Consider the following 20,539-nt stretch of genomic DNA (forward strand, 5'->3'; position numbering starts at 1 on the left):
CCTCACGGGTTGGTGTACATCCGCGGCGTTCAGGAAAGTCGCCGTCTCAGGGGTACGACTTCCCGGGGTTTTGAGCGTTCAAGCTGATTGATCAGCGGATATTGAGCAGGGTCTTCAAGGTGTTCCGCGGGCCGTTGATCGACGAGTTGCTGTATTCGAACCAGCCTTGGGCCTGGACATTCAGGTCAAATACATAGATGTAGCCCATCAGCGTGCCTGCCCCACTGCAGGCCTCGCTGACGCTGCCGACCTGGCACACGGGCGTACGTTGCCCGTTCAGTTCGGCACCATTGAAGCGCCCCATCGGGTTGTTACCCAGGCCGACTTCCATCACCGACACTTGGGTGGGCCCACGGTGCGTGCACATCTGGGTGCTTTGCGCGCGTTCCGGGATGGTTTCCGTGCAGTGCGCCGATTCGACCTTGAATACGCGCACCTCGCTCAAGGGCGGTGCAGTCGCGCCCCACACCGGTGCCGCGCCCAACCACAGGCCGAGACAGGGGATCAGGGCTAGACTCCACGCGTTGGCTTTTTTCATGCTGTCGATGACCTGCTGTTGAACGTCGCCGCAGTATGCCTCAAGGCCATGCGCCACACAGCCTCGGCTGCTGGTATGATGCGCCGCTTTTTCCGATCCTCTCTGGAACCACAGGCGCTTGGCGCAGTTTGTGCTTTGACTTAGAGGTCAACAAATAACGACGCAACATAGCGTCACAGGGAGCAGGCATGCTGGAAAAGCTGTTTCAACTCAAGGCACACAACACCAACGTGCGCACCGAGATCCTCGCGGGCATCACGACATTCCTGGCCATGGCCTACATCCTGTTCGTGAACCCGAGCATCCTCGGCGAGACCGGCATGGACAAGGGCGCGGTGTTTGTCGCGACGTGCCTGGCGGCGGCCATCGGTTCGACTGTGATGGGCCTGATCGCCAACTACCCGATCGCGCTGGCACCGGGCATGGGCCTCAACGCCTTCTTTACCTACACCGTGGTGTTGCACATGGGTCACACCTGGCAGGTTGCGCTGGGTGCGGTATTCATTTCGGCGGTGCTGTTCTTCCTGCTGTCGATCTTCCGTATCCGTGAGTGGATCATCAACAGCATTCCCCTGCCCCTGCGTTCGGCGATTGCCGCCGGTATCGGCCTGTTCCTGGCACTGATCGCCCTGCACAACGCCGGGATCGTGGTCGGCAACCCCAACACCCTGGTGGGCATGGGCGACCTGACCAAACCGGCGCCTATCCTGGCCATCCTCGGCTTCATGCTGATCGTTGCGCTGGAAGCCCTGGCCGTACGCGGCGCGGTGCTGATCGGCATCCTGGCGGTGACCATCGTCTCCATTCTGCTGGGCGTCACCGCGTTTGGTGGCGTGATGTCGATGCCGCCGTCCCTGGCCCCGACTTTCCTGCAGTTGGATATCAAGGGCGCGCTGGACATCGGCCTGGTCAGCGTGATCTTCGCCTTCCTGTTCGTCGACCTGTTCGACAACTCCGGCACCCTGATCGGCGTGGCCAAGCGCGCCGGGCTGATGGGCAAGGACGGCCACATGCCGAAAATGGGCCGTGCGCTGATCGCCGACAGTACCGCCGCCATGGCCGGTTCGCTGCTGGGTACGTCGACCACCACCAGCTACATCGAATCCGCTGCGGGCGTAAGCGCCGGTGGCCGTACCGGCTTGACCGCCATCGTGGTGGCGATCCTGTTCCTGCTGGCGCTGTTCTTCTCGCCGCTGGCCGCCAGCGTACCGGCCTTTGCTACCGCGCCGGCGCTGCTGTTCGTCGCCGTATTGATGACCTCGGGCCTGGCCGAAATCGACTGGGATGACATTACCGTTGCAGCGCCGGTGGTGATCACCGCCCTGGCGATGCCCTTCACTTACTCCATCGCCAACGGCATTGCCTTCGGTTTCATCGCCTGGACCGCCATCAAGCTGCTTTCGGGCCGCTACCGTGAGCTCAACCCGGCACTGGTGATTCTGTCGATTCTGTTCGTGATCAAGCTGGGCTGGTTCAACGCATGACTTTTGACGCCGCACGCTACACCGCTCAACTGCAAGACAAGGTCACGCGCTTGCGTGACCTGCTGGCACCGTTCGACGCACCCGAGCCGCAGGTCTTCGAGTCGCCGCTGCAGAACTTCCGCCTGCGGGCGGAGTTCCGCCTGTGGCGCGAAGGCGGTGAACGCCACTACGCGATGTTTTCCCAGGACGACAAGCGCACGCCGATCCTGATCGAAGCGTTCCCCATCGCCAGCACACGCATCAACCAACTGATGCCCCAGCTCAAGGCCGCCTGGCAAGCCAGCGCTGCCCTGAGCCACAAGCTGTTCCAGGTGGAATTCCTCACCACCCTGGCCGGCGACGCGATGATCACCCTGTGTTATCACCGCCCGCTGGACGAGCACTGGCACACGGCGGCGAATAAGCTGGCGACTGAATTGAATGTGAGCATCATCGGCCGCTCCAAGGGCAAGCGCGATGTGATCGGCCACGACTACGTGGTGGAAAAACTCGACGTCGGCGGCCGCACTTTCAGTTACCGCCAGCCCGAAGGCGCCTTCACCCAGCCCAACGGCACGGTGAACCAGAAGATGCTCAACTGGGCATACGAAGCCTTGGGCGATCGCCCGGATGACTTGCTGGAGCTGTATTGCGGCAACGGCAACTTCACCCTGCCCCTGGCCACCCGTGTGCGTAAAGTGCTGGCTACCGAGATCAGCAAGACCTCGGTGAATGCGGCCCTGAGCAACCTCGATGAAAACGCGGTGGGTAACGTCACCCTGGTGCGCCTCTCCGCCGAAGAGCTCACCGAAGCGCTGAACGAAGTGCGCCCATTCCGTCGCCTGCACGGCATCGACCTGAAGAGCTATGAATTCGGTAGCGTATTCGTCGACCCGCCCCGCGCCGGCATGGACCCGGACACCTGCGAACTGACCCGACGCTTCGACAATATCCTGTACATCTCCTGCAACCCGGAGACGCTGGCGGCGAACATTGCGCAACTGCATGACACCCACCGCATTACCCGGTGTGCGATGTTTGACCAGTTCCCCTGGACGCACCATATGGAATCCGGGGTGTTATTGACCCGGCGGTAATTCAGCGTCCTCAGGCTCCTTCTTGCGTGGCCGGCCGCCCTTCTTGCCATTGGCTCGGGCGGCGGCGGATTTGGCGGCGCTGCTCTTGCGACCGTTGCGTGACGCTACCAGGCTGGTGGCCAGGTCCATCAGCGGCTGGCTTGTGGCGATCAGGCCCGTGATCGAAACATCCAGATCCTGAGCCTCACAGCTAATAGCCTTGCCACCGAAACTGACTTCCAACTGCTGGAAATCTTCCTCTGAAAACCCTTCGAACTCCGGCAGCCCTGCCACCGGCAGCATGACGCGACTGCCGTCGCTGAAACCGATGGAAATGCAATCGTCTACATAACGCACATTGCTGGCGTTGGCGTACAGGCGCTTTAGCCTACGGCCACGGGCGATTGCCTTGTCGATGTCGGCGTCAGTGAGAGGTACATAAGGTATGACTTTGGCTTTTACGATTTTCATAAATTAATCCCCACGCAATCTGGCGCTCTTACCAGATTCAAAATAGTCCGTTGCGCTACAGCGTCGTGCCAGGCGCTTGCGATGACGTAGACACCACGTCGAATGACTAACCCTGGAACCAACTCACTGGTGTCCCAGTTCCATGAATGGTTCTCCAGGCAAACCGTTTGCAGTTTTTCCCACCAAATCCTGCGTGCCCGTGCCAGATAATGTCGCTGCATGATTACCTCGCGTATTTCCTTCAGAACCGCCGTGGGTGGCCGCCTCCGTTCAGGCTCTACGTCCCACAATTCAACGTCCCCATCCAAAAAACTGAAACGAAACCGCGCATCCCACTCCTTGCCCCTGACATGTACATGAGGCGGACAATGCTAGTCCCTGATAAACACCGAGATGACATATCCCTTGTAAGCACCTACTTTCATCGTAACCCATCCGTTAGGTTATTTTCCGCCAGGTAACAATTTCCCCCTGCCACCCGACAACCGGCTCCCTATTCCCGAAGCTGTTTCACAGATTAGTAACCACAAAAAAACCGGCGAATGCCGGGTTGTAACCACTCATGCCGAAGGCTGGAAGTACCCCGCCAAGGCCTGCAAGTCCTGCTCGCTCAGCAACCCCGCGTAATACTTCAACTGAATCCTGGCCAGCAGATACGCATGCCGCGCATTGGCCAGGTCGCGGCGGGCAGTGAAGAGTTGTTGTTCGGCGTCGAGCACGTCGAGGTTGACCCGCTCACCGCCGCTGACGCTCTTTTTGGTGGCGATGACCAGCGCGGTGGCGGAGCTGACGGCCATCTCGTAGGCACGCACTTTCGCTGCGCCACTGGTATTGAGGTTGAATTGCTTGCGCAGCTCCACCAGCGTCGCCGAGGTGTGTGCGTCCAGCTCGTATTGGGCCTGGGACAGTTGATTGGCCGCCTGGCGCGTGGAGGCCGACACCGAGCCGCCGGCAAACAACGGCAGGCTGACCTGGATACCGACGCTGTGGGTGTCGTACTTCTGGTTGTAGCTGCTTTCCGAATCGGAACTGGTCTGGCGGCTGCTGGCGTAAAGGCTGACCTTGGGCATGTGCCCGGCGCGTTTGCGCTCCACTTCGTAGGACGCCACGTCCAGCGCGTGGTGCTGGGACTTGAGTTCGGGGTTATTGGCCATGGCCAGTTCACGCCAGGTTTCGAAGCGATTGGGCTCCAGCGGCGGGATGTCGAATTGACGGGCCAGGGGTGCCAGCGCGTCGATCTGCAACGGTTGGCCGACAATCGCTTCCAGCTCGCGCAAGGCGCTGTCCTGGGCGTCCAGCGCCTCGATTTCCTCCGCCTGGGCCAGGCTCAAGCGCGCCTGGGTTTCGAGTACATCGGTGCGCGTGCCTTCACCGCCTTTGAGCAGACGATCATTGAGTTGCAGGCGTTCGGCATACGCACGTTTCTGCGCACGGCTCAACTCGATGCGTTCCTGCGCCAGCAGCGCCTGGCTGTAGGCACTGAGCACGCGCACGGCCAACTCCTGACTCTTGCCGCGAAAACGCTCATCGGCCATCAACGCCTGGGCCGTGCCTTGACGAAAGCGCGCATAGGCTTCGTAGTCCAGCAACGGTTGCTGCAAGGTCAGGGTCGAGGCGTAGCTGCGGTAATCACGGTCGCTGGTGACATCGCCAACGGCGGTGCTTTGGGTAACTTCGGATTCGTTGCGCGAGTTGTTATAGCTCCAGGACAGGTTCGGCAATAACGCCGCTCGGCCGATCACGCGGTTCTCTTCACCGGCCTCGCGTTCCTGGATGGCGGCCTGGAAGGTCGGGTCATTGCGCAGGGCGAGGTCGTAGGCGTCGAGCAAACCCAAGGCATGTGCCGCCGGTGTAACGCTCAGGCACAGGGTCAAAAACAGCGCCTTCATTCTTCCACCAGGGCCATGTGGGTACGGTCCAGCAAGGGTTTGAACAGGTAGTTGAGCATCGAACGCTCACCGGTCTTGATGAAGGTTTCCACCGGCATGCCCGGACGAATCCGCACGCCGTCCAGTTGTTGCATGCCCGCCGCACTGACCTGGGCGCGCACGGTGTAATAAGGCTCGTCGGTGCGCTCATCGACCTGGCGGTCGGCGGAGACCAGCGTCACCTCACCGGCCACCCGTGGGGTGGTGGCCTGGTTGAAGGCCGAGAACAGCAACTCCACCGGTAGGCCCGGATGCACCTTGTCGATCATTTGCACCGGCACCCGCGCTTCCACCCACAACGCTTCGCCCTGGGGCACGATGTCCATCAGGGCCTGGCCGGGCTTGATCACGCCGCCTTCGGTGTACACCTCCAACCCGACCACCACCCCCGAGGCCGGCGCCCGCACCAGGCTGTTGGCCAGTTCGAACTCGGCCGACGCCAGGCGGTTACGCAGGTCATCGCTGCGGGTACGGGTCTCGGCCAACTGGCCGCGCAGGTCTTTCTGGAACTCTTCGCCGAGCTGGCGGATGCGCAGGCGCAGTTCCACAACCTGGCGCTGCAACTGGCCGATGCGCCCGTAGTCTTCGGCAATCGTGCCGTCGACCTGGGCGTACAGGCGCTCGCTGTCGAGCAGGCGATTGCGCGGGATATAGCCATCGCGCGCCAACTCGCGCAGCCCTTGCAGTTGCTCATTCAATGCCGCGCGTTGCTGCAGCTTGCTCGCCTGGGAATCCCGCGTGCCGCGCAACTGCGCCTCGGCGCCGGCGATGGTTTCGCGCAGGCCTTGCTGCTCGGTGGCCAGCGCCTGGGCGCGGCTGGTGAACAGTTGCCGTTGCAGGTTCAGGGTGTTGGCCGCCTCCGGCTCGTTGAGCAATTCAGGACCGAAGGTGATGGCGGGCAGCCCTTCGCTTTCCGCACTCAAGCGCGCCTCACTGGCCAGGGACGCCAGGTACTGGCTGCGCAGCGACTGCATCTGCCCGCGCAAGGGCGTCTCCTTCAAGCGCAACAGCACCTGGCCGGCGTTGACCACATCACCGTCACGCACCTCGATACGCTCGACGATGCCCCCGGCAGGATGCTGCACGGTCTTGCGATGGCCAGAGACCATGACCTTGCCCGACACCGCCACGCCCTTGTCCAGCGGAGCCAGCGCGGCCCAGCCGATAAATCCGGCAAAGCCGCCGAGCACCAACAACCAGCCCAGGCGCGAATATTTTTTGTCATCCAGCGCCAACACCGTGTGAGGGCGGTCGCTGACCAGCACCGGCTTACTCATGCTCATGCCTGTTTTCCTTCGCCGAGGCGGTAGCTCATGCTCAGGGACGACACCGGTTTGGAGGCTGCCGGTTTCTGCCGTGCCTCCAGCACCCGCGCCGTCGGACCAAAGGCCTGCAACTGGCCGTCCTTGAGGATCAGCAACTGGTCGGTCAGGCTCAGCACATTGGCTTTGTGGGTAATCAGGATCACCGTGCGGCGCTGCTGCTTAAGCTGGGTGATGGCCTGGAGCAGCGCCTGCTCGCCCACTTCGTCGAGGTTGGCGTTGGGCTCATCCAGCACGATCAACGCCGGCAGGCCGTACAGCGCACGGGCCAGGGCCACGCGTTGCTTTTGCCCACCGGACAACCCCGCACCGCCCTCCCCCAACTGCGTGTCATAGCCTTGGGGCAGTTGCAGGATCAGTTCATGTACGCCGGCCATTTGCGCGGCGGCCAGGACGTTGTCGGTATCCAGTTCGGCAAACCGTGCGATGTTGTCGGCGATGCTGCCGGCGAACAATTGAATGTCCTGGGGCAGGTAGCCGATGTGCGGGCCGAGTTGCTGTTTGTCCCACTGGGCCAGGTCGGCGCCGTCCAGCCGCACCTTGCCGGCCAGTGGTGCCCAGGCGCCCACCAGCACCCGCGCCAGGGTGGATTTGCCGCAGCCGGAAGGTCCGATCACGCCGAGCACGTCCCCCGCTGGCAGGTTGAAGCCCAGGTTGGCCAGCGCCGGTCGACGGCTGCCGGGGGCGCAGGCGCTGATGTGCTCGACGCTCAACTGGCCCTTGGGCACCGGCAGGTTCATGCGCGGCGGTCGCGCCGGGTTGGCCGCCAGCAGCTGCGACAAGCGCTCGTAGGCCAGGCGCGCCGAGCCCCATTGTTTCCAGACGCCGATCAGTTGGTCGATGGGGCTCAGCACCCGCCCCATCAGGATCGAGCCGGCAATCATCATCCCCGGCGTGATATCGCCCTGCACCGCCAGCAACGCGCCCAGGCCGAGTACCAGCGATTGCAAGGCCAGGCGTACGCCCTTGGACCAGGCGGTGACGGCGGCGGTCTTTTCACTGGCCAGGTTTTGCTGGGCGAGGAACGCCTGGTGCTGATTGAACCAACGCCCGCGCAAGGTGGCGAGCATACCCATGGCTTCGATGCTGTCGGCATTGCGCAGGTTGGCAGTGGCCTGCTGGCTGGCGTGGATGGACAGTTGGCTGGCCTCGGCCATCGGCGCCTGGCTGACATGGTGGTTGATCCACGCCAACGCGATCAGCATCACCGCGCCGCCCAGCGCCAGCAGGCCAAGCCAGGGGTGGAACAGGAAGATCACCAGCAGGTACACCGGAAACCACGGCGCGTCGAAAAACGCGAACAGTGCCTGGCCGGTGGCGAACTGGCGCAAGGTGGTCAGGTCGTGCAACGCCTGGCCCGCCGCCTGGGTGCCGCCCTTGAGTTGCGCTTCGAACGCGGCGTCGTAGACCCGCTGGTTCAGGCGCATGTCCATTTGCGTACCGAGGCGGATCACCACCTGGCTGCGCACCCACTCCAACGCCCCCATCAGGCCGAACAGGCCGAGGATCATCAACGTCAGCATGAGCAGGGTCATCTGATTACCCGACGCCAGCACCCGGTCGTACACCTGCAGCATGTACAGCGCCGGGGCCAGCATCAGCAGGTTGATCACCGCCGAGAACAGGCCGATGTTGAAGAAGCCACTTTTATAGGCAGTGAGGGCGGCCAGGGTTTCGTTGCCGACGTGGCGCATCTGGGGATTCTCGTGGGGTTGAACGTGCAGCGTCGCCGCGTTGACAGCCGATACGGCGCTGCGCAGAATTCGGCACCGCCGTCGCCGGAAGAGTTAGAAGGCTTGGGCGACGGCGGTGTAATACGGCGAATGGGAGAGCGATCTTCCATTCGCTTTTTTCAGGCGGGAGCAGGTTCAGGCTGCGAGTGCCCAGTCCTGTGCCACGTCCTGCACGCCCACCAGGGCAACGTCGGTGGACACTGCGCTGGCATGTGCCGCCAGGCCCGCAGACACTTCGTCGAAGGTGCTGGCAGTGGACAGGCCGAAGTCGTCGAGCAGGTTGTTGAGCACGGTTTCCAGCGCGGCGGTGCTGCCCTGCATCAAACCGTAGATCACGCTTTGTACGTCGTTGCCAGCCCGGCCGGCGCCCTCGGCGGCGCTCAGGTCGAGGCCGTTGAACGCGACCTTGAAGTCGCTCAGGGAGAAGTCGCTGCCATTGCCGCCGCCCAGGCCTGTGCCCAGTTGCACGTTATCCAGGTCGCCCCACAGGTAGTGGTTCAGGTTGCTGCTGGCGGGCAACGACGGGTTGAACACATAGTGCAGGCCATTGCTGGTGTCGCTGTCGGCGATGAACGCGTACTCGGAGTTGTTGGCGCCGTGGGTCGAATACTGGTCGCCGCTGAGGGTGCCGTTGCTGAAGCCGCCGGTGTTGCTGGTGCCGTGCCCTGCGGTGTTGAACCCCACTGCCCAGGCGCTCAGGTAGTCCGATACCGACAGAGAACCCAGGCCCGAATCGTAGCTAACAGAAATAGTCATCGCTAAACCTCGTTAAACAACGTTGTTGATGAGCACGCCGGTGCGGCGCGCCTTTTTGCCCACCCATGGGCAAAATCGTTGATCAAGTGCCTGCGCACGCTGATCAGAATTTGTATTCCAACATGCCGCTCAGGGTTCGCCCGCGCGCCAGACTGAGGTTGTTGGCGTCGCCCATGGCGACGAAATAGGCTTCATCGGTGGCGTTTTCCAACGCCAGTGCAATGTTCAGTTGATCCGTCATCCAGTAACTGGCGTACAGGTCATAGAGCGTGTACTTGGGCCACATCGCCTGATCAATCAACTCGTAGCCCTGCTGATTGAGGTTTTCGCCGTTGCCCGAGCTGTAGCGCACACGCACACCCGTATCCAGGCGTTTTTCCAGGAAGCGTGCACCCAGGGTCAGCGAGCCGCGATCGGCTGGCATGTACGTGGCGTTCCCCATGATTCGCCCGCAGCTTTCCTTGTTGTTGGCGACGTCGTCATCCAACACTTCATAGGTGGTGACCGGCCGTATGCTGATGCGCCCATCCGGCAGGGTGAAACGCTCCAGGCGAGTAGTCCTTGGCCCGGTGGTCTTGGCACCGCCCATGTAATAGTTCTTCGAGCAGAACTCATTGCTGCCGATCATGTGGGTGTAGCTGAGGTTGGCGTACGCGCGGCCCATGTCGTAATTGAGCTGGTATTCGACCCCGCGAAAACGCGTCGGGTTGGTGTTATTGACGTAAGCCATGGTCCCGAGGAATCCACCCACCTGGGTTTCCGGCAAGCTGACGCTGGTGTTGAGGAAAGAGAAGTTTTCAATCCGGGTATCGAAGTAAGCCACCTTCATGCCGAGGCGATCGTCACTGAAAAACAAGCCTTCCTTGAAGACATTCATGCCCACTTCCCAATCCCGTGATTCTTCAGGCTTGAGGTAGGGGTTGGGAAATACGCGCTCTCCCGAACCGCCACCGTGGGGCCGGCCAGTCATGAAGGTTTCGGTCACCGCCGGTGGCCGCCAGCCCTTGCCCCACCGGGTATAGAGTTGCAGCCAGTCCACGCCCGGCTTCACCGCAAGACCGAAGGTGGGGGAAAACTGGCCCTCTTCACGGTCGACCTCGATCACTTCCGAAACACGCCTGGCGCCGACAAGGCTGTTGTAGAAGCGATCACGCCGGTACAGGGTCATGCCGGTTTCGCCTTCGAGCCGATAGCGGTCATAACGCAAGCCCGCATCCAGGGTCAGCCAGCCGCCATATTCGTACTGCGCGTTGTTGAACAGGCTGGCGATGGTGCGCTTGCCCCCTGGGGTGCTGCCCTCTGCGTAAGGCAACAAGCCCAGGTTGTTGGTGGCTTCAACTTTGTTGGTGCGGGGCTTGAACTCGTCCTGATACAGCTCCACCCCGTAGTTCCAGGTGACATGCCCCTGGTCGCCGAAATCGAACCGCGAGGTGTTGTCCCCCTGCAGGCCCCAGGTGTCGGTCTGGAAGTGATCGGTATAGGCGCCGACGTAGTTACCGGTACCTGGCGACGACAGGTTGGGGGCGTTGCTGCGATCCATCTGGGTGGTGACGTAATAGAGCTTGGCCTTGAGATCGATCAGCGGGTTGTCCGGGCTGTAGCTGTAGTCCAGCGCGACGTTTTTGGCGTTGAGGTTGTTTTTGCTGGTGCGTACGTAGTAGGTGCTCTGAAGGTCGTTGGCGATATAGCCCCAGGCATCGTTACTGTCGGTGTCGGTTTCCAGGTAGCTCAACTGCACGCGTTGGTCGTTGGGCAGGTTCAGGCCGAACTTGACGATCTGCGAGCGGGTCACGCTGCCGGTGTCGCCGACTTCGCTGTTCAACCAGTCGTCGAAGGCCGCAGGGGCAGATGACCTGGCGCGCAGGTTGGTGCCCAGGTTGTCGTCGTTGTGCCTGCCGGCGCGGTAGTTACCGAAATGCCGCTCGCTGTAGCCCAGCACGACATCACCGCGCTCATCACCAAAGGCAAACACGCCACTGCCGTTGAAGTCGGTGCCGTTACCCAGCTCACCGATGCCGCTGCCGGCGCGAAGGCGGCCGCCGTAGTCCTTGCCGTCCGTGAGGAACTCACTGGCATCCAGGGTCTTGAACGAAGCAATGCCGCCCAGTACGGCCGCACCGCCCTGCCCCGACTGGCTGCCTTTGTCGATCTCGATGCTGGAGATGAACTCCGGGTCGATCAGCATGGTGCCGTTGCGCTGCTGGTGGCCGTTGACGTTGAAGTTCTGGCGCATGCCGTCGATGTTCATGTTCACCCGGCCATAGTCCTGCACACCGCGAATATTCACCGACAGGCCGGGGTCGCGCTGGTTGACGGCGGTGTAGACGCCGGCGGTTTCTTCGAGCATGTCGGCGGCGTGACGGGGCGGACGTTTATCGATCATGTCGCGGCTGATCACCGCCACGGACTTTGGGGTCTGGTACACCCAGTCGCTGGCCTGGCCGTTGGTGTTGCCGGTGATGGTGGTGGTGCCCACGGTCATGGCGCCGTCGGGGTCGTCACTGACACGGTTGAGGGTGACCTGGCGCTCACCGGTAAAGCGATATTCCACCGGCGTGGCACCGAGCAAACGGCCAAGCCCTTCCTGCACGCTGAAGCTGCCTTTGAGCGCGGTGCTGCGCAAGCCTTGCAGGCGCGGGCTGTCGAACAGCACCTGCAGACCGGCCTGGTCGGCAAAGGCCAATACGGCACTGCCCAAGGATTGCGCCGGGACATCGAACACCCGCACCGCCGACTGGGCAGCGTCCGCCTGAGGTTGCACCGCATACACGGGAGCGGCCACGGCGAACAGACCCAAGTGGATGGCCAGGGCTAACCGGCTACCGGTGATACGCCCCTTGGTGAGTGCTGACATTTCTGGTTTCCCTGCGCTGATCGTATGTTTGTTTATGCGAATGCTTCTCACCTAGCAAGACGTACGAGGCGCAGGAAGTCAGTAAGGTTTTTTCAAAAGTTTTTGCGCAGGGGGTTTTAAGCGGGTGAGAGCAGGCCTCCCACCGGGTCATCAATAGATCAGGCTGAGGCCTGCCAGGTCCAAGCGTTGCACTTGGAGTTCCTGGGTGAGCGTTCCGAGCGCGCTGTCGAGCATGTCGAGACGGAAGACGCCGCTGACTTCGCGCTCGCCCAAATCGGAATGGGTCAACACCACCCGCCCCGGACGGTAGCGATTGAGCTGCTCAATGACCTTGGCCAGGGGCTGGCGATCAAAGATCAGCACGCCGCGTCGCCAACTGGTGGCACGGTCTACATCAAATTGATCCAGGGGCACCACGCCCTCCTGGGCGTTGTAGCGCGCAGCCTGGCCCTCCTGGAGCACCCGATCGCTCGGGCCTTTTTTCGGCGAGGCGTGCAAAGACACTTCGACGCTGTGCTGCAACACGCCCACCCAAGCACGGCGGTCGGCCTCGCGCTCCACCACAAACCGCGTGCCCAACGCCCGCGTCTGCCCGCCGGCGCTCTGCACCACGAACGGACGGGTCTCCTGACCCACCATCGGCGCCACATCAAAAATCGCCGAGCCCTGGATCAGGCTGATACGCCGCTGCACGCCGTCGTAATCCAGGCGGATGGCACTGGCGGAATCCAGCTCCACCGTGCTGCCATCGGCCAAGCGCACGGTGCGTACCTCGCCCTTTTGGGTGACATAGTCGGCCTGCATGCGCAGCCAGGCGTCCGGCCCGCGCAGCCAGCCGACGCCGGCCACCACCACGACCAGCGCGACCGCCGCCGCACGTTGCCATGGCCTGCGCCGCAGGGAGCGACGCACGGGCAGCGCTGCAGTCGCGGGGCGCTGGCGGTGAACGCTCTCGTCCTTATGCACCTCGCCCAACGCCGCCCAGGTCTGTTCGGCAAAGCGCAGCGCCGCTTCGTGGCGGCTGTCGCAGGCGATCCACTGGCGCAGCTCGGCCTGCTCCTGGTCGGTCAGGGCACCGGCGTGCAGGCGCACCGCCCACTCGGCGGCCTCCTCGGTAATGCTGTGCTGTTGCGGACCCTGGCTATTCACGTGTGAATCTCGAATTTTTCGTTATATGACGCTGTGACGTCTGAGCGGAGGTTTTTCCGTAATTCATTCGTCGGCTGGCCCCACCTCGCCGTCCTGCAAGCGCTGCATCACATACGCCAGCGCCTTGGCCAGGTGCTTTTGCACGGAGCTGTCGGAGATATCCAAATGCCGGGCGACCTGGGCGTGGGTCATGCCCTCTATACGGTTCAGACGGAAGATCTGCTGGGTGCGTTCCGGCAATTCCGCCAACGCCTGCTTCAATGCCTGTCGCTGTTGCTGCGCCATTGCCTGAGCCTCCAACCCGGCCACTTCATCTTCAATCTCGGCCAGCGCCTCATGGGGCACGGAGTCTGTCTTGCGCCGCGCTTCCTGGCGAATATGGTCGATCAGCAGATTGCTCGCCGTTCGATAGAGATAGCCCTGGGAGTTGTCGATACGCTCGCCGGCGGGTTTTTCCGCCAGGCGCAGGAAGCTCTCCTGCACCAGGTCGGCCGCCAACTGCGGGTCCCGTACCTTGCGCGCCAGATACCCACGCAGGGTATCGGCATGCTTGAGAAACAGGCCTTTGAGATCCACGTCCGACAAACCGACTCCCTGGAATGTAAAGGAAACAGGCGGGCATCTTAAGCGTTGTCGAGAATGATTTTCAATTGATATCTAATCTGATTCGAGCGCCGGACACGTCTGATTAACGGTTCGGTAATCGAACACATCTGCCGTCATCAATTGACCAAATTAACTAACCAGTACATTTTATCCCCACAACCAACAAGAACTGTGGAGATCCCCCGTATGCCGCCCATCGTGCTGGTGCTCAACGGCCCCAACCTCAACCTCCTCGGCACCCGCGAACCCGCGACTTACGGCCATGAAACCCTCGCCGACGTCGCTGCCCTGTGCGGCCGCAGCGCTGAACAACTGGGGCTTAAAATCGAATTCCGCCAGACCAACCACGAAGGCGAATTGCTCGACTGGATCCACGGCGCCCGCGCCCGCTGCGCCGGTATCGTGATCAACCCGGCAGCCTGGACCCACACCTCGGTGGCGATTCGCGACGCCTTGGTGGCCAGTGAAGTGCCGGTGATCGAGGTGCACTTATCCAACGTGCATGCGCGCGAGGCGTTTCGGCATCACTCGTTTGTGTCGCCCATCGCCAAGGCGGTGCTCGCAGGCTTTGGCAGCCATGGCTACCACTTGGCCCTGGAACATTTCAGCCAGTTGTTGAAGGGGTCGGCCCGATGAAACCGCGCATCCTCGCCGGCCTGATCGGCGCCGGCATCCAGGCCTCCCGCACCCCCGCCTTGCATGAACAGGAAGGCGACGCCCAAGGTTTGCGCTACCTGTATCGCCTGATTGACCTTGAGCCCCTGCACCTGGACATCAACGCCCTGCCCGACCTGCTGGACGCCGCCGAGTTGATGCACTTCACCGGGTTGAACATTACCTACCCGTGCAAGCAGGCAATCCTGCCGTTGCTCGATGATTTGTCCGACGAGGCCCGAGGCATCGGCGCGGTCAATACGGTGGTGTTCAAGGACGGCAAGCGCATCGGCCATAACACCGACTGCCTGGGATTTGCCGAAGGCTTTCGCCGCAACCTCAACGATGTTCCGCGCCAACGCGTGGTGCAGATGGGCGCGGGTGGCGCCGGTGCTGCGGTGGCGCATGCGCTATTGGCAGAAGGTGTGGAGCACTTGAGTATTTTCGACGTGGACCCCAGCCGCGCCCGCGACCTTGTGGATAACCTCGCCCAGCGTTTCGGCGCAGGTCGCGCCCAGGTCGGCACCCACCTGGAGAACGCCATGGCCGAGGCGGATGGCCTGGTCAACACCACGCCCATGGGCATGGCCAAGCTGCCCGGCACGCCGGTGCCCGCGGCTCTGCTGAGAGCCGAACTGTGGGTGGCTGAAATTGTGTATTTCCCACTGGAAACCGAATTGCTGCGCGATGCCCGCGCCTTGGGCTGCCGCACCCTGGATGGCGGCAACATGGCGGTGTTCCAGGCGGTGAAGGCGTTTGAGTTGTTCAGTGGCGAGGTGCCGGATGCGCAGCGGATGCTCGCGCACTTCAAGAGCATGAACAGCTGAAAGGTGGGAGGGGGCCAAGCGCCCTCCCACATAGGCGGTGGATTCAGGCCTGCAGGTAGCGCAGCACCGATTCGCAAATCATCTCGCGATGCCGCTGTTTAACCGCCTCATCCGACAGGTCGATCTGAAAGATCTCACTGAACGTATGGCGGTTGGACACCCGGTAAAAGCTGAATGAGTTGATCAGCAGGTGCACGTCCAACGGTTCCAGCCCTTCACGGAACAGCCCCATCTCGGCGCCCCGGCGCAAGGTCACGCCCAGCCCCTCGAGGATTTTGCTGTTCATCGCCTTGATGGTTTCGGTGCGTTTGACGTACTCGGCATTGTGGATATTTTCGATGCTGACGATACGCACGAAATCGACGTTCTGATCGTGGTGATCGAAGGTGAACTCCACCAGCCGCCGGATCGCCTCACGCGGTTCAAGGGCGGTGAGGTTCATCCGCGTTTCGGTGTTGCGAATATCGCCGTAGAGCTTCTCCAGCACCTCGACGTACAACTGCTCCTTGCTGCCGAAGTAGTAATAGATCATGCGTTTGGAGGTATGGATGCGCTCGGCGATGGCATCCACGCGAGCGCCGGACAGGCCCTGCTGAACAAACTCGACGATGGCTTCCTGGAGAATGTTCTCGCGGGTCTTTTCCGGGTTGTTCTTACGACTCTTGCGCGGTGCGTCTGACACCGCGGGGAGTTCGGGACTTGAGGTCATGGTGCGCTCACGGCCATTTTTATTGTGCAGGCCGCGATTATGGGCCGAGGCGTCCTACGAAGGAAGCACCTGGCCCACCGTTATAAACGCGCCTGGCGCACCGCGCCGCTGCGGGATTTGGCCATCGCCGCCAGGCGCACCGCTACGTTGGCCGCACCGTAGCCGGCGTAACCGTTCTTGCGTTGGATGATCTCGAAGAAAAACCGTCCTTCGAAGGGCTCGGTGTACACATGAAACAACTCACCGCCCTGGGCGTCACGGTCGTACAACACGTTGTAGTACGCCAGTTCGCTGAGGAACTCATCATCGAAATCAAAGCGCGCGGCCAGGTCATCGTAGTAGTTGAGCGGAATATCCAGCAGTGGCACCCCGGCCTCCTTGGCACGGCGCACTTCGGCAAAAATATCCGCGCAGTCAAAGGCAATGTGATGCACACCCGAGCCGCGATAGCTCGACAGCGCGTGGGAAATCGCGGTGTTGCGGTTCTCGGAAATATTCAGCGGCAAGCGAATCGAGCTGCAACGGCTGCGCAGCGCACGGCTTTTCACCAGGCCGTAGGGGTCGGGCAGTACCACTTCGTCATCGGCTTCGAAATCCAGCAGGCTCTTGTAGAACAGCACCCAGCTGTCGAGGCTGTCGGCCGGCAAGGCCATGGCCATATGGTCGATGCGCAGCAAACCACCGCCGGCCGCGCTGGACGCTTGCAGATTGAAATCGGTGTCGTAGATCCCGCCCTCACTCTGATCCACCAGGTAAATCAGGCTGCCGTCCGGCGCACGCACTGCCGCCAGCTCCAGCTCGTTGGGCCCGACCAGGCCGCGATAGGGCTGGCCTTTGTAGGCGACCGCCCGTTCCAGGGCCTTGGCGCTGTCCTTGACCCGAATCGCCGTGGCGCACAACGATGGCCCATGGGCCTCGAAAAAGTTATGCGCAAAGGAATAGGGTTCGCAGTTGAGGATCAGGTTGATGTCGCCCTGGCGCAGCAGGCTCACGCTCTTGGAGCGGTGCTGGCCGGCCTTGACGAAACCCAGGCGTTCCAGCCAATGGGTAAGCTTGGCGCCGAGGTTTTCATCCACGGCGAATTCAAGGAACTCGATACCGTCGTATTCGCTGGCCGCCGGGGTATCAAACAGAATCTCGACAGGTTGCGCGGGCGCCTCCTGTTGCAGGCGCTCGCGGGTTTTCTCTTCCAGGTACAGCAGGGAGCGCAGGCCATCTGCCGCATTCGCACGGGTTGGCGCGGCGCGGAAGCCATCGTTGAAAATTTCCAGGGACAACGGCCCGGTGTAGCCGCTCTTGATGATCGGCGCGAGGAACCCCGCCAAGTCGAATTCACCCTGGCCGGGGAAGCAGCGAAAATGCCGGCTCCACTCCAGCACATCCATGGCCAGGATCGGCGCGTCGGCCATCTGCACAAAAAAGATCTTGTCGCCGGGGATCTGCGCGATGGCGCTCGGGTCGCCCTTGAGCGACAGCGTGTGGAAGCTGTCGAGCAACACCCCAAGGCTCGGGTGATCGACCTGGCGCACCAGGTTCCACACCTGCTGCCAGGTGTTCACATGCTTGCCCCAGGCCAACGCCTCATAGCCAATGCGCAGGCCGCGACGACCGGCGTGTTCGGCCAACAGGCCGAGGTCGTCGAGCAGGATGCGTTCATCCCCGACGCAATCGGCCGAGGCATTGCTGCACACCAGCACCAGGTCGGTGCCCAGTTCCTGCATCAGGTCGAACTTGCGCTCGGCGCGCTCCAGGTTGCGCGCCAGGCGATCGCGGCGGCAGCCTTCAAAGTCGCGAAACGGCTGGAACAAGGTGATGGCGATGCCGAGGTCGGCGCACATCTGCCTGACCTCACGGGGGCTGCCGTCGTAATACAACAAGTCGTTTTCGAAGATCTCGACCCCATCGAACCCGGCGGCAGCAATGGCTTCGAGCTTTTCCGGCAGGGTACCGCTCAAGGACACGGTGGCGATGGAACGTTGCATGGGCGACTCCCGGCAATTGTTGTTTGTGGCAAATTATTCGCCCCCAGACTACCCGCAGCAATTAAAATGTACGAACCGGTTAGTTTTTGGTGCGATTATCGAACACTAAGCCTCTTTGGCGAATTGACGATTTTTTAGCCACTGCGCACCATCAATCACGCAGCGACACCCAAAAGAAGACCCACAACACCTCATAAAAATTTCAAAAAACGGGTACAACCACATGCCTTCGCAAAACTCCGCCCTGGCCGCGCGCCCGGGCACCCCGCACGCCGGCATCGGCGACAAGATCCGCGGCGCCCTCGCCGTGGGTAAAACCCGCTGGGGCATGCTGGCCCTGGTGTTCTTTGCCACCACCCTCAACTACATCGACCGAGCCGCCCTGGGCGTGATGCAACCGATCCTGGCCAAGGAAATGAGCTGGACGGCGATGGACTACGCCAACATCAACTTCTGGTTCCAGGTCGGCTACGCCATCGGCTTTGTGCTGCAAGGCCGGCTGATCGACCGCGTGGGCGTCAAGCGCGTGTTCTTCTGCGCCGTACTGCTGTGGAGCCTGGCCACCGGTGCCCATGGCCTAGCCACTTCGGCCGTCGGCTTTATGGTCTGCCGCTTTATCCTCGGGCTGACCGAAGCCGCCAACTACCCGGCCTGCGTGAAGACCACGCGCCTGTGGTTCCCCGCCGGTGAGCGCGCGGTGGCCACCGGTATCTTCAACGCCGGTACCAACGTCGGCGCGATGATGACGCCGATGCTGCTGCCGCTGATCCTGCATGTGTGGGGCTGGCAGGCGGCGTTCCTGTGCATGGCGTCGCTGGGCGCGATCTGGCTGGTGTTCTGGGGCTTGAAGTACTACAACCCGGAAGACCATCCGAGCGTTAAACAATCCGAACTGGACTACGTGCAACAGCAAGTCGAACCGGAACAACCTGGCGTACCGTTCAGCCGCATCCTGCGCATGCGCGGCACCTGGGCCTTCGCCATCGCCTATGCACTCACCGCACCGGTGTTCTGGTTCTACCTGTATTGGCTGCCGCCGTTCCTGAACCAGCAGTACAACCTGGGCATCAACGTGACCCAGATGGGTATCCCGCTGATCATCATCTATCTGACCGCCGACTTCGGCAGTGTGGGCGGGGGGATTCTGTCGTCGTTCCTGATCGGCCGTGGGATGAACTCGATCAAGGCGCGGTTGCTGTCGATGCTGCTGTTTGCCTGCTGCATCGTCGGCGTGATCATGGCGGCCGGTTCCAGCCAGTTGTGGGTCGCGGTGTTTGCCATTTCCCTGGCCATCGGTGCGCACCAGGCGTGGACCGCCAACATCTGGAGCCTGGTGATGGACTACACGCCCAAGCACATGATGAGCACGGTGTTCGGTTTCGGCGGCATGTGCGCGGCCATCGGCGGCATGTTCATGACCCAGATCGTCGGCCACATCCTCACCGTCACCAACAACAACTACACCGTGTTGTTCACCCTGATCCCGGCGATGTACTTCATTGCGCTGACCTGGATGTACTTCATGGCACCGCGCAAGATTCCGACCGTAGACGCCTGATCACCTGCGCCGCTGCTGCCAGGCAGCGGCCAGACCGCTCATGCAGATCACCCCGATGCCGACCACCGTGGTCACATCGGGGGTATGGTTGAACACCAGCCAGCCCAACAACCCCGCGAAGACGATCTGGCAATAGCCGAACGGCGCCAGCAAGGCCGGTGCGGCAAAGCGGAACGCCTGGGTCAGCATCAAGTGGGCAGTCATCCCACAGGTGCCCAGCGCCAGCATCAGCACCCCGTGCCACAGCGTGGGCACCTGCCAGAAGAACGGCACCATCGCACTCATCACCAAGGTATTGCACAGCCCGGCGAAGAAGTTGCTGGTGGTGGGCGTGTCGTATTGGCTGAGGATGCGCGTGAGCAGTTGGTAGAAGCAGAAGAACAGCGCCGAACACAGCGGCAGCAACACCGCCGGCGTAAACAACTCACCGCCTGGGTGAATGATCACCAGCACGCCGACGAAACCGCAGATTACCGCCAGCCATTGGCCGCGTGTCACGTGCTCGCCGAGCAGCGGCACCGACAGTGCCGTCACCAGGATTGGCGCAAGGAAGTTCACCGCCGTGGCTTCCGCCAATGGGATGTAATGCAGCGCCGTGGTGAAAAACAGGCTGGTGCCCAACAGGCACAAGGCCCGCACCACCTGCATCCCCGGTCGCTTACTGCGCAGCACCCGCAAACCCGATTGCGGCAGGAAAATCCCGGCCATCAGCAAGGTATGCACCACGTAGCGCGCCCACACCACCATCACGATCGGGTAGAACCCGGCCAGGTATTTGGACAAGGCATCGTGGCTGGAGAACAGGAATGTCGCCAACACGATCAGCAAAATGCCTTTGAAGGGATGGTTGACGCCGGATAGGGGGGTGCTGACAGTCATGGAATTCTCTTGCGTGGCGAGCGGAACGCTGAGC

General features: G+C 62.0%; 17 protein-coding genes and 1 pseudogene. 5 read left to right on the forward strand and 13 right to left on the reverse strand.

Features of this window, described 5'->3' with window-relative positions; genetic code table 11:
* Positions 1-91: 91 nt before the first annotated feature.
* Entirely contained in the window at positions 92-538 is a 447-nt protein-coding gene (locus AC07OP_RS21850) for a DUF4879 domain-containing protein (RefSeq protein WP_065938392.1), read from the reverse strand.
* A 188-nt stretch (positions 539-726) separates the two neighbouring features.
* Between AC07OP_RS21850 and AC07OP_RS21855 the strand changes: the two genes are divergently transcribed.
* Positions 727-2,022 (forward strand): NCS2 family permease, encoded by a 1,296-nt coding sequence (locus AC07OP_RS21855; RefSeq protein WP_053137959.1) that lies wholly within the window; start codon positions 727-729, stop codon positions 2,020-2,022.
* Positions 2,019-3,098: a tRNA (uridine(54)-C5)-methyltransferase TrmA gene (trmA, locus tag AC07OP_RS21860; protein ID WP_495102414.1), complete on the forward strand. Its 1,080-nt coding sequence runs from the start codon at positions 2,019-2,021 to the stop codon at positions 3,096-3,098. Before AC07OP_RS21855 ends, trmA begins: the two co-directional genes overlap by 4 nt.
* Here trmA and AC07OP_RS21865 read toward each other — a convergent pair.
* From AC07OP_RS21865 to AC07OP_RS21905, 9 genes and pseudogenes are all read right to left on the reverse strand, one after another.
* Positions 3,081-3,548 carry a DUF2442 domain-containing protein gene (locus tag AC07OP_RS21865; protein ID WP_065938320.1) on the reverse strand — a complete coding sequence of 156 codons (468 nt, stop codon included), beginning with the start codon at positions 3,546-3,548 and terminating at the stop codon, positions 3,081-3,083. The two genes, trmA and AC07OP_RS21865, sit on opposite strands and share 18 nt — an antisense overlap.
* Positions 3,545-3,973: pseudogene (locus tag AC07OP_RS21870) on the reverse strand (DUF4160 domain-containing protein). Before AC07OP_RS21870 ends, AC07OP_RS21865 begins: the two are co-directional and overlap by 4 nt.
* 135 nt (positions 3,974-4,108) lie before the next feature.
* Positions 4,109-5,437 (reverse strand): TolC family outer membrane protein, encoded by a 1,329-nt coding sequence (locus AC07OP_RS21875; protein WP_495102413.1) that lies wholly within the window; start codon positions 5,435-5,437, stop codon positions 4,109-4,111.
* Positions 5,434-6,759 (reverse strand): HlyD family type I secretion periplasmic adaptor subunit, encoded by a 1,326-nt coding sequence (locus tag AC07OP_RS21880; protein ID WP_115487548.1) that lies wholly within the window; start codon positions 6,757-6,759, stop codon positions 5,434-5,436. Before AC07OP_RS21880 ends, AC07OP_RS21875 begins: the two co-directional genes overlap by 4 nt.
* The gene (locus tag AC07OP_RS21885; RefSeq protein WP_495102412.1) at positions 6,756-8,492 is read right to left on the reverse strand and encodes a type I secretion system permease/ATPase; all 1,737 of its coding nucleotides are present in this window, start codon (positions 8,490-8,492) and stop codon (positions 6,756-6,758) included. The genes AC07OP_RS21880 and AC07OP_RS21885 overlap by 4 nt, the downstream gene beginning before the upstream one ends.
* 174 nt (positions 8,493-8,666) lie before the next feature.
* Complete coding sequence (locus AC07OP_RS21890) at positions 8,667-9,287, reverse strand: heme acquisition protein HasA (protein WP_495102411.1); 621 nt, start codon at positions 9,285-9,287, stop codon at positions 8,667-8,669.
* A 103-nt stretch (positions 9,288-9,390) separates the two neighbouring features.
* Positions 9,391-12,141: a TonB-dependent receptor gene (locus tag AC07OP_RS21895; RefSeq protein ID WP_495102410.1), complete on the reverse strand. Its 2,751-nt coding sequence runs from the start codon at positions 12,139-12,141 to the stop codon at positions 9,391-9,393.
* 150 nt (positions 12,142-12,291) lie between these two features.
* Complete coding sequence (locus tag AC07OP_RS21900) at positions 12,292-13,290, reverse strand: FecR family protein (protein ID WP_495102409.1); 999 nt, start codon at positions 13,288-13,290, stop codon at positions 12,292-12,294.
* 63 nt (positions 13,291-13,353) lie between these two features.
* A complete protein-coding gene (locus tag AC07OP_RS21905; protein ID WP_027605291.1) occupies positions 13,354-13,875 on the reverse strand; it encodes an RNA polymerase sigma factor in 522 nt (173 codons plus the stop codon).
* A 207-nt stretch (positions 13,876-14,082) separates the two neighbouring features.
* Between AC07OP_RS21905 and aroQ the strand changes: the two genes are divergently transcribed.
* Together aroQ and AC07OP_RS21915 are read left to right on the forward strand one after the other, a co-directional pair.
* Complete coding sequence (gene aroQ, locus AC07OP_RS21910; RefSeq protein WP_010206717.1) at positions 14,083-14,532, forward strand: type II 3-dehydroquinate dehydratase; 450 nt, start codon at positions 14,083-14,085, stop codon at positions 14,530-14,532.
* Positions 14,529-15,377 carry a shikimate dehydrogenase gene (locus tag AC07OP_RS21915; protein ID WP_253492145.1) on the forward strand — a complete coding sequence of 283 codons (849 nt, stop codon included), beginning with the start codon at positions 14,529-14,531 and terminating at the stop codon, positions 15,375-15,377. The genes aroQ and AC07OP_RS21915 overlap by 4 nt, the downstream gene beginning before the upstream one ends.
* Before the next feature lie 43 nt (positions 15,378-15,420).
* On the opposite strand, the gene AC07OP_RS21920 is transcribed toward AC07OP_RS21915, so the two are convergent.
* Together AC07OP_RS21920 and quiC are read right to left on the reverse strand one after the other, a co-directional pair.
* The gene (locus tag AC07OP_RS21920; protein ID WP_027605289.1) at positions 15,421-16,086 is read right to left on the reverse strand and encodes a TetR/AcrR family transcriptional regulator; all 666 of its coding nucleotides are present in this window, start codon (positions 16,084-16,086) and stop codon (positions 15,421-15,423) included.
* Between the two features lie 80 nt (positions 16,087-16,166).
* Positions 16,167-18,068: a 3-dehydroshikimate dehydratase QuiC gene (gene quiC / locus AC07OP_RS21925; RefSeq protein WP_027605288.1), complete on the reverse strand. Its 1,902-nt coding sequence runs from the start codon at positions 18,066-18,068 to the stop codon at positions 16,167-16,169.
* Between the two features lie 223 nt (positions 18,069-18,291).
* On the opposite strand from quiC, the gene AC07OP_RS21930 reads away from it, so the two are divergent.
* The gene (locus AC07OP_RS21930) at positions 18,292-19,626 is read left to right on the forward strand and encodes an MFS transporter (protein WP_065938329.1); all 1,335 of its coding nucleotides are present in this window, start codon (positions 18,292-18,294) and stop codon (positions 19,624-19,626) included.
* Here AC07OP_RS21930 and AC07OP_RS21935 read toward each other — a convergent pair whose 3' ends face one another.
* Positions 19,627-20,505 carry a DMT family transporter gene (locus AC07OP_RS21935; RefSeq protein ID WP_027605286.1) on the reverse strand — a complete coding sequence of 293 codons (879 nt, stop codon included), beginning with the start codon at positions 20,503-20,505 and terminating at the stop codon, positions 19,627-19,629. It lies immediately after the preceding gene.
* Positions 20,506-20,539: the final 34 nt, after the last annotated feature.

The sequence above is a fragment of the Pseudomonas sp. GW821-FHT09D08 genome (assembly GCF_059416305.1).